11 protein-coding genes are annotated in these 14,429 nt (G+C 55.1%); 6 read left to right on the forward strand and 5 right to left on the reverse strand.

What is annotated here, in order from left to right:
- The first annotated feature begins 294 nt into the window (after positions 1-294).
- Genes ACN0V1_RS18580 through ACN0V1_RS18600 form a run of 5 tightly spaced genes read left to right on the forward strand, consistent with a single transcriptional unit; the run spans position 295 to position 3,690 of the window.
- Positions 295-753: a hypothetical protein gene (locus tag ACN0V1_RS18580; protein ID WP_417546426.1), complete on the forward strand. Its 459-nt coding sequence runs from the start codon at positions 295-297 to the stop codon at positions 751-753.
- Between the two features lie 16 nt (positions 754-769).
- Entirely contained in the window at positions 770-1,942 is a 1,173-nt protein-coding gene (locus tag ACN0V1_RS18585) for a hypothetical protein (RefSeq protein ID WP_417546427.1), read from the forward strand.
- A 4-nt stretch (positions 1,943-1,946) separates the two neighbouring features.
- Positions 1,947-2,930 (forward strand): site-specific integrase, encoded by a 984-nt coding sequence (locus tag ACN0V1_RS18590; protein WP_417546428.1) that lies wholly within the window; start codon positions 1,947-1,949, stop codon positions 2,928-2,930.
- 25 nt (positions 2,931-2,955) lie between these two features.
- Complete coding sequence (locus ACN0V1_RS18595) at positions 2,956-3,447, forward strand: hypothetical protein (protein WP_417546429.1); 492 nt, start codon at positions 2,956-2,958, stop codon at positions 3,445-3,447.
- A 21-nt stretch (positions 3,448-3,468) separates the two neighbouring features.
- A complete protein-coding gene (locus ACN0V1_RS18600; protein WP_417546430.1) occupies positions 3,469-3,690 on the forward strand; it encodes a hypothetical protein in 222 nt (73 codons plus the stop codon).
- Positions 3,691-3,746: 56 nt separating this feature from the next.
- On the opposite strand, the gene ACN0V1_RS18605 is transcribed toward ACN0V1_RS18600, so the two are convergent.
- The 3 genes from ACN0V1_RS18605 to ACN0V1_RS18615 form a co-directional block, all read right to left on the reverse strand.
- A complete protein-coding gene (locus ACN0V1_RS18605; RefSeq protein ID WP_417546431.1) occupies positions 3,747-4,109 on the reverse strand; it encodes a hypothetical protein in 363 nt (120 codons plus the stop codon).
- Complete coding sequence (locus tag ACN0V1_RS18610; RefSeq protein ID WP_417546490.1) at positions 4,109-5,155, reverse strand: competence protein CoiA; 1,047 nt, start codon at positions 5,153-5,155, stop codon at positions 4,109-4,111. The genes ACN0V1_RS18605 and ACN0V1_RS18610 overlap by 1 nt, the downstream gene beginning before the upstream one ends.
- 195 nt (positions 5,156-5,350) lie before the next feature.
- Positions 5,351-5,707, reverse strand: coding sequence for a hypothetical protein (locus ACN0V1_RS18615; RefSeq protein ID WP_417546432.1), 357 nt, complete (start codon positions 5,705-5,707; stop codon positions 5,351-5,353).
- Between the two features lie 68 nt (positions 5,708-5,775).
- Between ACN0V1_RS18615 and ACN0V1_RS18620 the strand changes: the two genes are divergently transcribed.
- Complete coding sequence (locus ACN0V1_RS18620; protein WP_417546433.1) at positions 5,776-6,099, forward strand: TrbM/KikA/MpfK family conjugal transfer protein; 324 nt, start codon at positions 5,776-5,778, stop codon at positions 6,097-6,099.
- Between the two features lie 4 nt (positions 6,100-6,103).
- Here the strand turns inward: ACN0V1_RS18620 and ACN0V1_RS18625 are convergent, their stop codons facing one another.
- Entirely contained in the window at positions 6,104-13,588 is a 7,485-nt protein-coding gene (locus ACN0V1_RS18625; protein ID WP_417546434.1) for an LPD23 domain-containing protein, read from the reverse strand.
- Positions 13,589-13,601: 13 nt separating this feature from the next.
- Positions 13,602-14,372: a hypothetical protein gene (locus ACN0V1_RS18630; protein ID WP_417546435.1), complete on the reverse strand. Its 771-nt coding sequence runs from the start codon at positions 14,370-14,372 to the stop codon at positions 13,602-13,604.
- Positions 14,373-14,429 lie beyond the last annotated feature (57 nt).

The following is a 14,429-nucleotide window of genomic DNA, read 5'->3' on the forward strand; positions in this document are numbered from 1 at the left end:
GAAAAGAAGCGCTTGGGGTGCTGGCGCTGATGGCCCTCGGGCTGGTTCTGGGCGCGTTTAAGAGCCTGGCGCTGTTTGGGTTTGTTGTTCTAGTGGCATCTGTCCTGTGTGGCTGCGTGGTTGTCGGGACGATAAGGCCGGTTGAGCGCAAGAAGATGTGAAATGCGAGCAGATGCCTGCAAACTGTCTGCAAAATAGGTCGATATTTTACTTCCCTAAATGTTTATTTGGGGAAGTAATGTGTTAATCTGACCTTTGATTCGGCTCTGCAGCCGCAACCCAAAAGGTATCTTGATGGCAACTGTCGAACGCTTATGTGAGCTGCTGGATGAGCTTGATGACGCGAATGCTGAATGTGATGGCATTGCCCGCTTAGTGTCAACGGTCCTCTCGCGCCATGGTATTGAGCACCAGGTTTACGCTGGCACGATTCGCCGCAAGTCTGAATCTGGTGGTGCTGATACCGTTATGGGTAGCCACCTCTGGGTCGAGTGTGGCCAGCTGCGAATAGACTACAGGGCGCGGATGTGGCTTGGCGCTGATGAGTGCGTCCCACACGGGGTACACAGCCCGTTGCGCTACCCGTTGATAGCCTATGTCGGCACACCCATCTACTTTGAGCCGTTATCTGATCTACTTTTCTCAATCGTGCAGAACAAGGATGGCTATGACTTCTCTGCGTACTTTCCTGATATCGCTCAAGCCGGCGTGATTGAACCGGGTAGCAAAACAAAAGGCCCGCGCATGGGCTAAGTCGGGGGGTTGCAAGGTGTGGATCATAGATCGTTCTGGGCGGCAGGTGCGCAGCTTTAATGAGACGGAGGTTGATCTTCTTGAGCGTTTCGCCAACGACGAGTTGGTGGGCAAGAGTGTTGAGCTGGCAAACGCCATCTTGCGCCGTGTACGCCAGGACAACCAATGGCTGCGATGTGCTTGCACAAAACCTAATCCTGTCATGCATATTGCGCTGCTGGAATCTGGCCGCTTTGTCTTGCGCAATAACCCCGGTGGCGATGATCATGTGAGCCACTGCCCCTTCGGAAAGTCTATCTCCCGATCAGCTGGCCCAGGTGATACTCGGGCCAAAATCACCCGTTTCAATATGGGGAGCGTAATCGCTCCGCACGGGGAGTTCCATGCTGACAATAAGGGCGAAGGCGATGGGGACACCATGGCCCCAGCCCAGCGTTCGGGTGTTCGCTACCCTACTCTTTCACTTCTGCTGACGTTGCTTGATGACGCCCAGCTCAACACCTACAACCCGGCCGTGAAGGTGTCCCTGTCTGAGCAATTTCAGCGCCTGAGAGACGCCGCCAGCCGTTATGCATTGGCCAACGGCAGCTCTCTTGCTGGCGCCCTGGACACAATGATGAGCACCGGCCGCATGATTGCACTCGGTAAGCGTGTGGTGGATACGGTACCAAAAGGCAAGCGAGCTGTAGGCTTTCTGCTTGACCGTATCGAAGGTACTGAGGCTCGATCTGTCAGGTTGCTGAAAGGTGGGAAGATGGACCTGCAGGGCCATGTTGAACGGTTTGCATCCAATGATGGTCCCTTGCTGGCGCTGGCCACGATCACACCGCAAAAGCCATTTTCAAAATTCTTTGTCGTTGGGCACGTGGCCACAGCGGCTATCGCCTCCCCTAACCTGCTGTTTCCGGTGACGGGCCAAGCTGAGCGCACAGTTGTACTGGAGCTGATCAAGTTGGTTCACTGGCTTGAGGCGAAGGGTGAAGTGGTGCAGTTGCAGAAGCCCTTGTTTGATGGGGACAACAGCCCCGACCTGATCTTGCGGAGCCGGACTAAAGTGCTGCAGCTGATCCTGAGCAGGGTTGGTGATAACACGAGCGAGGCACCGGCCAACACTGTTGTTGTTCCCCTTGGTGATGATATTCAGCCCGCCAAGAAGAAGATCATTGCCACATTCCTTCGGAGTTCCTGAGCCCTTGGATATCCAGCTATACAACGCACCACGGGAAACGGTGGTTGCTGACGCTGACCACATGCGCCGCGTAGTTTCACTGTACCTCAATGGAATGGCGCCCTCTTCTGCTGAAACCATTCGCTACGCACTGCGCCAGGCTATCGAAGGCCTGGGCATGAACGCTATTGACGTTGAGCTTGAGACCTTTCCTTGGAATCAGCTTACGGCCACTCACCTGTCCCAGCTAATTGCTCTATGGCGAAAAGACCGGGAGCCCGCCACCATTCGCCTCTATGTATACGCGGTGCGTGGGGTTATCCGTCAGTGCTTCATTTCGCAGCTCATGCCGGCCGACCAGTACCAACTGGTTAAAGAGGTGAAGCTACCCCGAGGTGCCAATAAACGGGGGCGTGGCCGGTCTGTCGAAGACGAAGAGCAGGATGCGATTCTGCGCAATTGCTTGGATGAAGACAGCACTGCAGGAATCCGCGACGCGGCGATATTCGCGTTGTTTTTTGCATCGGGGATGCGCAGAGCGGAATTGGCTGGCTTGGATGACGGGGATATCGACTATGCCAGAGCCGAGGCGAGAGTTAGAGCCAAGGGCAACAATGTCCTTGTGAAGCACATCCAGGCTTGGGCCATCCCTTACCTTCAAGACTGGCGCGCTGTACGGAAGGACTCGGGATTTACGTCGGGGCCGGTTTTCACGAGGATCGTAAAGGGCGGTCGCCTGACAGGTAATCGACTGACCGGCCGTGGGATTCTCGGAATCATGGAGGTCCGTTGTAACAAGGCTGGCCTCGATCAGGTTGTACGCCCTCATGACGGTCGCCGCACAATGGGTACGGCCATGCTTAAAGAGCACGGCGAGCTGGTTGCTCAGAAGGTTCTGGGCCACGCCCAGCTGGACACTACGCGCATCTATGACATGCGTAGCGACGACGAGATAAAGCAACACTTTTCAAAGGCTGCAGGACCGCGCTCAAAACGCTCTGATTCTTAAATCATCAATGACGGAGAACGCCATCTTGGAAGTATGGGGATATAACGGAACCAAAACGGCAGTTGTATTGCCACTGACCGGATCAGAACGAGGAACCTTTGGCGCGGGTTTCTATATGGGCGACTTGGCGTGCGCAATCGAGTTCGCTAATGAGGATGGTGGTGAAGTGCTGGAACTAAAGGTTGAGTTTCATCACCCGCTCATCTATGAAGCTGAGTTCGATCATGATTATGACTTCGACTCCCCTGCGGTAGGGCTTATCCAGCATTTGTTTGATGCGGACGAGGCGCACGAGATAATTGAGCGTTCGATGGCTTCTGATGGTTACTTTGGTGCTGACGTTGCCCAAAAAATTCGTGAACGCGGGTTTGATGGGTTGATTGTCGATTATGGAGACGGCGTTTTTGAGGCCGTTGTCTTCGGTGACGTTACCCCCCTGGTTGAGCGGGTCATGTCATTCAGTGAGGCAAAAGAGCAACTAGAGCCGCTTGTCAAAACTGCAATGCGGTTAGGCTAAAATCATTCGGGTAGGCGAGTCATGGCGAAAACGCCAAGCATGTGGGTGATCTACGATAAGCCCAAGGACCATGAGGCTAAATTCGTAGCCCGCCGCTGGGAGGTTGATTATCCGCTCATGCCAACGGACGACATTCTCAGCGCGAATGACCTAGAGTCACTACGTGCGCTGCTGCCTAGTGGGCTTGTGCGGATGGATCGGATGCCGGGTGACGATCCTGTGATCGTCGAGGCGTGGTTTTAGTCGGCTGACTGGAAATCGTCATGCTGGCCGTGGGATTCTCGCGATCAAGAGAGCGCTCAGTCGGCCGGGATCAGTTGTTCAAGTCTGGCTCTGGCCTGATCCGCATTCAGACCCTTTGGAAGGAGTGGTGCTGGATCGACTGAAGCCGCCTGCAGGCAAGCAAGAACGGCCGGTTTTTCCAGCGCTACGTCTTCCAGCTCACAGGTTATGCTGTAGCCGGAGATGATCGCTTTGTCTTGAGCGTTCATGGAGTCGAAAGCAGGCCACACCAGTTGGATACGTGACAATGCCTCGGAGCCAGATTGCTGGCCAAGCTTGTAGGAAGCAACGAGCAAGGCTGAGCCAATGACAACGGTGCCTGCCAGTAGGTACAGAGTGCTTTTTTTCATGCGAGTCCGAATTGGGGCTGATGCGGTCATTATACTCCGTCCGTAGTTGGCGATTGTTTAAAATCAATGTCGATATTCCACCGCGCTTGCCTTGACCTCGCAAGTTCGCCAGCTACTGGCGGCGTGATGACTACTTCATGTGTGAAAAGAGGCACCTCAGAGTCATTCATCTTGAGCGAACTGAATACTTTGCGAACCAATGATCCGCAGTGGAAGCACTTGTTTGCAAAATTGTCATGGCCATACGATGAAGGCTTGTATCTGATATTCGTGTTGAGTTGACGTTTCTTGAGCACGCTGGGCTCTATTTGTGCATAGAAGTGCTCAAGAAGGAGAAGCCCATAATCATTGAGATAGACGGTCGGCAGGTCGCGGCCGCGTAATACAGCGGTATTGATCAGCTTGGTATGGTCGCCACACTTATCACACTTTTGATTCCAGCCTAGCAGGTCAAGCACAACGTGGTGACCGGCCCTGTACACACCAAACCATAGGTGCTGGCCCGAGAAAACGTGTTCGATCACGCGCCTCAAAGGCACTAGATCAGGCTCAATCACAGTATCAGCAATCTCTGGTTGATAAACCCATCTATCAACTGGAACATAAAAGCGTCCGTCACTGGCCTGGCTTACCTTGAGCGCAGGGACAAGAGCATCCCGTAGGGGATTTTGCTTGAATAGCCAAAGGCATCTTACGTTTGATGCTCTGTAGCGGAAGTGTCTTTGAATTGTTTTTTCGTCGGTTTGCTTTGACCACTGCACTTCTATGGCATAGCGCAGCCTCCCCTTAGTGGCGAGCACATCAGCTACCCAGCTGTCGCCCTCTGCGCTCTCGCCCCTTTCTTCCGTGGTGACGTCCCAGCCACTTGCTAGCAAAGCAGCGGCCACTTCGCTTTTGAGCAGCAAATGTTCGGGGGACTCGGGTTTGGTGACACACGGCCCTTTGCGTTGGTGAGCGAAAAAACGGGTTCCAAGCTTAGATTTTTTTAAAACCACTGGTGCAGCGCAGCAAGGCATTCGCAGGTGCTGGAGGATTTTGTTTTCGCCACTCAGAAGCGTCCACTCATACTCGTCCATCAAGAATGAATGGTACTGATTCCCCTCTCTGTCGATGCATCGCAATGGCATGAAAGCGAAGCCTAAGCGGTTGAACTGAAGTACCAGAGAATACACATTCCGGTGTAGCTTCCAAAAGGCTTGGCCGCCCGGTCAGGACATTGAGCGTTTCGACGCGGTAGAGAGTGTGGCCATAATCAGGATTGCGCCGACACGTTACCAGCCGAATCGACCAGCAAGCCCTTTGGAAAGTAGGCTGGCTTCAGTCACTACCTCAGCGCAGTCTTGCCTTGGAATGTAGGCTACGTCGGCGCCTTGGGTACCTACGACTGTCAGAGTAAGGGGCTCAACTTCGACAGCGGCCGCGACAAGGGCGTTGGAAAGACGGAGCTTGAATGCTGCTTTGCCGCATCTCTGTAGGATCAGAAATTTCCTATTCTTCGACACGGCATATCCGTCGATCAGCCCCCAGGTTACGTCATGTCTTAGCGCGCTCACATCAACAAGCAGGCCGTTAATTACGCCCTGGCTGGTTGTAATGAGGCCGACGATAGCCGGCAAGGTTCGCACCATGGTTAATCTGCCGTTAAATTGCGTACTCTGCTACTATACGCAAAAGTTCAACGGGGGGTGATCCACTGATGAAGATTCGATTCGTGTTCTCGGCCGTTATTGGTCTGCTCATTCCAGCCATGGCCGCTGCTGGTCCCACTGCTCAGCCATCGTGCGCCCAGGTGATCTGTCTTGGTCCCGACCATGGCACGGCTCCACCATCCGAGTGTATTCCCGTCCGGGCTGTCTATTTTGAAATCCGTATCTACACTCCCCCGCCGAAGTTCAATCCACGGGCTACCGCAAATGCGCGGCACGCTTACCTGCGCACTTGCCGTACAGCTCAAGCGACCGACTTGATGATCATTAAGCAGAAGTACGGCTACCTCTTTGCTGACCCCATCTCATTCTGATTGATCAAAGGCGCATACTTGCGGCTGTTGGCGCCGGCATATCGAAGTAATCAGCGCCGTATACCCTGTCTTGCTGCCGGCCGATTATCGAGAGGTCGGCAGCATCGAACACCACGTAGTTGTGGTTTTTCTCATCGCGCTGCCGGGTCTGACCATCCCAGTATTTGATGCCCTTGACACCATTGGCCACCAGTCCGGCGACTGCATTTTCCTCGTTGATCTGATCGACAACATGAGTACCAGGGTCAGCGAACAGTGATCCGTACAAGTCGGTACCCGTTGCGTCCATGGCGATTGCCTCTTTGACTTGCGCTCGGTAGGCCTTATCCAGGGTCTGATCCACGCTCAACTGCACCAGCGCAGACTTTACTAGCTCTGATTGAGCGCTAAATGGGTGGTCATGCAGAAGATATTCGCGATCATGGATATCTACCTCAACCATGTAGATGTGGCCCTTGTCGGTCGGCGGTAGCACTGTCAGCGGGCTATGCACTTCAAGGAAGGCTTGCGCACATTCGGCAAGATACAAGTCCCACTTCGCATCACGCAGTAGGCTGCAAACGAAATCGTTCTCTGGGTCCAACTCAGCTTTTGCCTCTAGTGACTCAACACGCTCTTGATGGTAATGAACATCACTAACTTTGCCCGCATGCGCCTGCAGGGCTTGCTGGCGCTGCTCGGGTGACATTGCCTTGCCCATCTTGTAATCAAGACTGTTCTCGATGGCAAACAAGCCTGTTCGCATCGTGCTGTCCGCGTCCTCCTGTATCGCCCGAAGGCCAAAGCTACCCGTCGCCGGCAGCACGCGGAAACGATCAAACGAGGTGTCATAGAACATCAGCCCGCTATCAACTTTCTGCAGCAGTGATGCGAAGGCTGTCTGCTTGTCAATTACAGCTTGAGCGTAGGACCGAGAGACCTGACGAGCGCTAACGTAATGGGTCACCGCGTTTTCCAGCTCGCTCCGAGACTCCTGGGCGGTCTCCGGCGCAAGCAAATGTGCCTGCTCGATGATGGCTTGGCTCAGCGAATGCAGGTTTGGATGGATGGTGCTACCAAGCAGTGAAGTCCGGTGTAAACCCATCATTTGGTAATGGGTAGCTGTGCCAATCGTGTCAGCAAGATACAGGCCTTTGCCGTAGCTTTGTGCCCCCTCCCCGGTCCCCAGAAAATCGTTGGAGAATTTATCGAACAGGTGCGGGCTGCCATGGTAGGCAAGATGGTAGCGGACGGTATCATGAGTTCTGGGCAGCTTGTCGTGGAGCGCATAGGCGCTCTTGTCCCAAACCAGCGTATCAGTCGCGCTGGCGATCCCAATAATCCCAGCTTTATCCAGGTGAGCCACTGCCTTTTCGTAGCTCCCGTGGGTCGCGGCAGCGAGCCAAACTACTTGTTTGCCAGTGATAGGCTCATCGTTACCAAGGCTGACTACGTTGGCCAACACTTTTCGCTGACCATTAGAGATTGGTTTGTCCCAGTCGAGCAGATTGTGCTTGCTGGGCGGGGCTTTGGGTTTCATCCCCTGCAGCGTGCGTTGGGCTTCGGCCAGAGCGTTTCTGGTACGTTGGGTGATTTCTTCGGCTTGCTGCCCCCCCTTTTGCAACCAGGCAAGCCGCCCCTCTAGCTTGTTTGCATCCTGCTTGAGGGTGTCTGTGATTTCACGGTATAGGCTGGCAACCTGAGCAGGATTAGAGTTTGTGAACCGGACGCCGGGTAGGTCAACCAAAGAGGTGTTGAGCGGAAGAGTACCCCGGTGGCCGAGCTGAATACTGGTCGCAATTTTATTGCCGGCTGGGGAATGGGGCATGGCTTGGTCAAGAGGCTGTGCAGCGGCGCTGGCGCTGATTGAAAGCCTAGCTTGTCCGCCAGATGCTGGGTCGCTAACAAGCATGGCTTTGCCTTCGGTAACAACGCTTGGCTTGAAGGCGACGTGCCGAACGGCAACAACCCCCTCGCGGACCTCGTGGAAGGTCGCGCCATCGTATCCACGTGCTTTCAGGACTTCGACAGCCTCTGGCATCGCTAGGAGCGTGGCCACATCTACAGAGTCTTCGCCGGGCTGTAGCAGGCTCTCAACGACCTGATTGCTGAACAAACTGGTTAGCTGGGTGCGGGTAAGAACGCCCCCCGATTCAGGTGTCAGCGGCAGAGGATTAGTCAGCGATATGACAGCAGGGGTTACCTTATAGGTCTCCCCTTGGGCGCGGGCAGCACAGGCAGTACGCCAAGCCTGATCGAATGTAGTGAAGTGGCGGGCACCCATTCCCGACTTGAACAGCTCAACATGATCATCACTGGTTGCAGGTTCTGCGGCATAGACCACCGCCTTGTCATGCATCCCCAACAAACCAGCTTCGGCCGCCTCTTTAACCGCCGCGTCCTCAGTGAGGCTGAACAGCGGCAGGCCGAACTGCTTAATCCTCGCCGTAAAGTCGCGGGTCATAGTGACCGAGAGCTGTTTTGTGTACTGGTCATGATCTGTCATGACCAAGGCGCTACTTACCTCTGGCCCTTGGCTTTTGCGAAGAACTTCCTTCACGCACTGGGCAACAATGTTGTCGTAGTAATCAATCATGCCGTCGCCGCCCGTCATCAGCCCCAGCTCGCTGAACTGGTATTCCCCAGGCTGCAACGCAATAATCTTATCGGCAAGTTCCCTGCCCACGAACTCATGTAGGTTTAAGCTGGTGGCGCCTTGTTGATCTAGGGTGAACTTGCCAGCCTGATCGAAGGCTGTCAGCAAGAAGAAGTCTGAGTGGCCACGCTCGACGGTAAGCTGATCAATCTGTTTCTGCTGGTTGGCGCGCTTAGCAGACTGGTCACCCGAAATGAAAGACACATGCTCGTAGCCATGGTCGGCGGCATACATGAACGCACGCCGTATCATCAGGCTTGTCCAGACCTTGGTATCACTTACGAATGGAGCATGGATTGGAGCGTTGAGCATCTCAGCCCGGTGATTTTTAAAGCGTGCTTCCTCTTGCCGAATCCAGTGGGTTTCAGCTTCACTCAATGCCTCTTCTGTTGTGCCACGAGGGACTAGAAGATAGTGCTCACCATTGGCCTGCACCACATTCACAATGGAGTCAGGTGTCGGATTATTCTCATTTGCAGGGTCTGATTCCGTGGAACCAAATAGGGCCATGTTCATCTTGCGCAGCACCCTGTAAATTGAGATGCCTTGTTGTTCAGCGTACTCAGCGGCTGTGGCCTGTGTAGCTGTAAACTCAGGCATGATGCCGGGCACAAATTCTTCCTTGAATCCGCGTGATCGCCCAATCTGAGCCCAATCTGACTGAATTTCCTCAACGAACAGGTGCGCGCGGCCGTCAGAGTCGATTCGATCTGTGCATCGCAAGTGGGCTACGATGTTGCGGTGGGTGGGCCAATGGCTTGACGTGAAATTGTCCCAGTTGTTGGTTGCGTGAGCGGCAATGGCAGCGTCATGCAGCTTATCCAAAGCCGCTCGCTTTGCTTCTTCTGGTGTTGGGTGAAGGTTATGGAACGCACCGCTTTGAAGCCCATCATTCTTGGCGACAAAGAACAGCTCTTCTCCCTTGCTAACGAGGGATTCAATCGTAAACCCTTGTGGAAGCTCCGTTGGGCGCTCAGGTATTGGCGGGGAGGCCCATTCTTGCGGGAGGCACAAAAGCAGCTCCCGGTACCCAAGGCTGCTGGGAAGTATCTGTGTAGGGTACTTGGCGGGAAGGTTATAGCTTTCAGTCGTGTTATGGCCCAAGCCAATTTCTTGGAGCTGAACGCCGTTCGCAGCCACGAAGGCTTTAATCGCGCTGGTGTGAATCTTCCCTGATTGACCAGCAAGCCACTCTTCAAGACCAGACCATTGCAGCTCTTCTTTTTTGAAAGCGCCCTGCTTTTGTTGGCTCTTGAGCCAGGCCAACGCTTGAGCCGGGAATACTTCGCCCGATTTCCCAGCAATGGTATGCACGCGATCTACGGCTTTATCTAGCGCAGAGTAGAACCATGTACGTTCAGGCTCAGTCAGGCTGTACCGAGGCTTGTCATGGGTGTTTGCATCTTGAGTTGCGCGTGCAGCGATGGCTGCGTGTCGCGTGGGGAAGCTTGGTTCAAAAACGAAAATCAATTCGTTGGTGTTATCTACGTCACCGTTAGCATGTGGGGGGACCAGCCGGCGCTCGGATTCTGTGAGCAGCATTCGGCACTCAACAGTCCGCGCCTCCAGCTCACCAGCAAGCAGCTGGTATTGCTGCCAGGGGTAAAGGTATACGCGGTCCCGTTCTAGCCGGCGCCGCTCGTCGTCGAGATTGGAATACTGGTCGTACTCAGGGAAGGTCTGGAGTTCATCAATCAACGCCATGTAGGCGTGAAAGGACTCGGCGTTTACGGCATCCCAATTGACCGATATTTGGCCTTCATACTCGGACGGGAATCGTTGAAGCAATGCAGAGTAGCGCCGGTTTGCCTCCCGCTGTTTTGCGGCGAAACTCGGGTTGGTCTCGAAAAGAGCCTGAATACGTGTGTCGATCTTTTGGGTCTGCTGCTCGGTGATATCACGTTTTTGAAAATCCGCTTCAGTTCCACCGATAGCGAACCCTTCCAGCAGCTGTATCCCATGCTGCAGCTCGTGCAGCAGCGCTGACAGAAGGTCACTTCCACTGAGGTCGTCTCGCAGATTCATCAGCAAGCGGCCATCGCTGTAGCTGACCAGAGACGTGACGCCTCGGTGGTTCACCTCGACAGGGATATCCGCCAGTGAGGGGTATGCAGTAAACAATCTGCGATGGATCAAGTAATCGCCAACCCGCTTTGCGCCCCCGGCCGCTTGCTGATGTGCGGTGGCCTCGGAGTAATGGAGAGCTGCACTGTGGTCAGAAATCTCAAAGCGCATCCGACCATCGTAACCCTCGTACCAGCCTGTTTCGCGAAGCACGACTTCGGGACGCTCACCAGCCCGGAGCATGTTTCGGGCGGCCTGTAGGTCATTTAGCAGGGCTATTCTGGCCCCCTCTCCTGCCAAGGTGAACTTAGGCTGTGCCCCAGGCTTTAGCGGTTCAGGTGTCAGCCCGTGAATGCGCAGACTATCGGCCGTCACCTCCTGCAGGAGGTACTTGATACCTTGGTCCTTAGTCGGCGTGAGAGTGTCCGAGACGGGCTGCTGATCAAACCCCAGACGAGTGAGCTGCCAGTGCCCTTTTTCTTTGCTGCTCGGCGTCAGCAGGACCGGTCGCCCGTCGTCTGTCAGACCTTCTATGCCCGCAACAGGTGCGAGCGATAGAGCTTGTTCAAGCTCAAACTCAACGTCGAACTTTGCACTCCATACCTCGGCGTGGGCGTCATCCAACTGTCCGTTCAATGCTTGTTCGTAAGCTTCCTCATAGCGGCGCGTGTGCTCAACATGGTCGTTCAGCGCAGCAAGCACGATCCGGGCATGATCTACGTCTTGGCCGGCCATGCGCTCGTTATCAATGGCATCGCTAAGGCCAACAATCTGGGAGCTGTCCATCATGGCCACGGCAGTACCCTGGCCGTTGAAGTTGAAAACGGCCCCATCAAAACCAGCATCAGCGAACCAGCGCCTGTAGTGAGGCTGTCCGAACACGGTTGATGCCGGAAGCTCTAATTGGCCGATAAGGTCAGGTGCTTGATCCAGCAGGTCAGTCAGCGAGCTGGCGCCAGCAAGACTTGAAACATGATTCCAACTGGGGGTGTTGTAGACCACGGCTTCTTCACATTGAAGAAGCTCTGTGGCGCGGGCTGGACCAATAGCCTGGATAACCCTGCCGAGTGAAATAGTGCTGGCGTTGGGAGTGTCGATCACCAGGTTGTGAGGGTGTGCCGCGATGGCATGGTCTGTAATGCGAAGGCCGGCATCTTGCTTGCCGGCACTCAGGATCGTGGAGGCTGGCATGGCAAGACTATCGCCAACCTGAAACAGAACATCATCAACCTGCGCTGGCTTGCTGGCTACGGTGTTCTTCTTTCCTGCCAGCAGGCTGGCATATTGACCGGATGGGGCAGGCACACTGGAACGGGGCAGTATTGCCGCAACGTCATGGATGGGGACTCCCTGGTACTCGGTGCAGGTGCCCGGCTTGCCGTAAATCAACACAGTGGCTGCGTCGTTGTCCGGGGTTGCCATGACGACGGACAGCGTGTCATCAGGAGCAGTGAGCATGATCACACCGCCTGCCTCTAGCTGGGATTGCAGGTGCTCAGAGGTATCGTGGGTCGCGCTGCTGGTGATCAGACTGCCTGCGATGGCGCACAGGTGGTCCCCGAACTCGCCAGTTGCCATGCGCGCCAGGCTGGGCAAATGCGCATCCAACGTCTGGCCTATACCCGGTGCTTGCAGCTCATTGAGTGCGTACAGGTACCCGGCCATGACTTCTGGGGCGAACTCGGTAAGGGTGGTGACTCGCTGCTCAGGCAGCTGGCTAAACAGCTCTTCCAGCGTGTCGCCATCGAGCAGGTCAAGCCAATCGGTTTCAATGCTGGCGCGAACCCCACTTAGGCCATCCACGGACTGTCTTGCCAGAGCAGCAATATCGGCGGGGCGAAGGGTAAAACCATCAACCATGCCGATAGATTCAAGCCACCGGGCGGTGTCTGTTTTGAAAATCCAGGCGCGAAGTCTGCTCAAGCAGTCCTCGCCAAGCTTGTAGCCTTTTTCGCCACCTTGCATGGCCACCGCATCATTAGCCACTTTCTCAATCAGGTACGCCAGCTGCTCGGACGGCACATCGGCATCTGGGGTGCTCAGTGGCACGCGCATGGCTGCGTACTGGGCGTAGGTGTCACCAGCAGCTAGCAGGCGCTGGAAATGCTGGACCAGCCGGCCGTAATCTTGGCCCAGCATCGTGGCCATGCCGGCATGCTCGCCAACCTCATGTAGGAAGATGCCAACTGCCGTTTCAGCGCTGATGTTGTCTGCGACCAGATAAACCGATCCGTCCGGGTAAGTGGCACCGGCAATCCCCTGGTTGGCCTGACTGGACTGGTGTTTACGAAGATGCGGAAGCTCGTTGGCCGTATTTACCAGATGCAGCCGGTGTTGGCGCAGCAGGGCTGCAATGGCAGGTTCACCAAAGTGCTTGGCCAGAATGGTGCGTAGTGTGCTGGGCGAGGTTCCCCGCGCCTGAACACGGGGTTTGCTGCCCTTGTTTCGGTAATGCTGTTGCAGCGGTACATACAGATTGCGCCATTGCTGAATCTGCGCCTGCTGATCAACTGAGCCCAACTCGGACACTTGGCCGAAGGCAGGCAGAACGTCGCTAATGAGCTGCTGATCGCTTAACCGGTGTACCAACCAAAGATCGGTTGCCGGCAAGAGCGCGTTACTCGTGGGCGAAAGGCCGAGCACGTCGGCGCAATGCTCTACCCAGGATGCGGGAATGCGTTCTGCATGATCACGCCTAAGCTTTGCCAGTACGTCCGATTCGATCACAGACTCTAGGCCAGTGTAGGCAACACTATTTTGGGTTTTGACGGCAATCAGAGGCAGATTCATTACGCATCCTCAATCAATGCATGCGGGGGGTGCTGGTCGCGGTTGACGCTGGTTCGTATGCCAAGTCTTCTAGGCTTTGGCTGATCGGGTGACTTCCGTTAGCCATTCGGTTGGCCTGGTCACGGGCGTGATACGCCTTCTGAATTTCACGCAGATACCCCATGGCGCGTTCTTCATTGATGTTGTCCAGATTGAGGGAGGTAACCACATCCTCAAGGCGCACCACCATTTCTTGCGCGGCCCGCAGTTGTGGGCGCATTTGGCGTTGGTGTTCGTTGAGATAGTCGGCCGCGTTTTGGACGTACTTGCTTTCAGCCGGCGTGAAGATGTTGACGTTGGTCCACTCACGGTTCTTAACGTGAGCGAAGGCCTCTTGGAGGTATAGACCCTCTTGGTATTCCTCTCGTGTGCCTGCCCACTCGATGGTGTCCATCATCGGGCCTCGACGACTGTTACCTGAGATAGCCATGGCCAACCGCACCCAGTCCCAATGCTTACGGTCTGCGCCAGCATCAATGGCCTCTTCTCGGGTGATGCTGGACCGCTGTTCCGGGTTGGTGATCGGGATGATCTTCATGCAGCCGGCGTCGATAAATTGCTTCTGTACTGCCAGATGAACAAAGCGCTTCAATTCATTCGCCGTTTTGAAGACGTGAACTGGCGCGTCAACATCGACTTCGGGGTCTGACGACCAGCGCCACTCAAACATAGTGGGTTCATTGCGCTTGGGGTGCTGAACGGGCACGCCAAGGTTGGCGACTTCAATAATGGTGGAGTTTTCCATTGTGCTGTGTTCCCTATATTCAGTGTCACCTCTGAGTCATGAGTACAACGGGCCAAG

The organism is Marinobacter sp., from assembly GCF_048266785.1.
Classification (GTDB): Bacteria; Pseudomonadota; Gammaproteobacteria; order Pseudomonadales; family Oleiphilaceae; genus Marinobacter.

What these genes read in the sequence shown, in the direction of transcription:
- ACN0V1_RS18580 (WP_417546426.1), top strand. Translation starts at nt 295, where the DNA reads ATGGCAACTGTCGAACGCTTATGTGAGCTGCTGGATGAGCTTGATGAC.
- ACN0V1_RS18600 (WP_417546430.1), top strand. Translation starts at nt 3,469, where the DNA reads ATGGCGAAAACGCCAAGCATGTGGGTGATCTACGATAAGCCCAAGGAC.
- ACN0V1_RS18605 (WP_417546431.1), bottom strand. Translation starts at nt 4,109, where the DNA reads ATGACCGCATCAGCCCCAATTCGGACTCGCATGAAAAAAAGCACTCTG.
- ACN0V1_RS18610 (WP_417546490.1), bottom strand. Translation starts at nt 5,155, where the DNA reads ATGGACGAGTATGAGTGGACGCTTCTGAGTGGCGAAAACAAAATCCTC.
- ACN0V1_RS18615 (WP_417546432.1), bottom strand. Translation starts at nt 5,707, where the DNA reads ATGGTGCGAACCTTGCCGGCTATCGTCGGCCTCATTACAACCAGCCAG.
- ACN0V1_RS18620 (WP_417546433.1), top strand. Translation starts at nt 5,776, where the DNA reads ATGAAGATTCGATTCGTGTTCTCGGCCGTTATTGGTCTGCTCATTCCA.
- ACN0V1_RS18625 (WP_417546434.1), bottom strand. Translation starts at nt 13,588, where the DNA reads ATGAATCTGCCTCTGATTGCCGTCAAAACCCAAAATAGTGTTGCCTAC.
- ACN0V1_RS18630 (WP_417546435.1), bottom strand. Translation starts at nt 14,372, where the DNA reads ATGGAAAACTCCACCATTATTGAAGTCGCCAACCTTGGCGTGCCCGTT.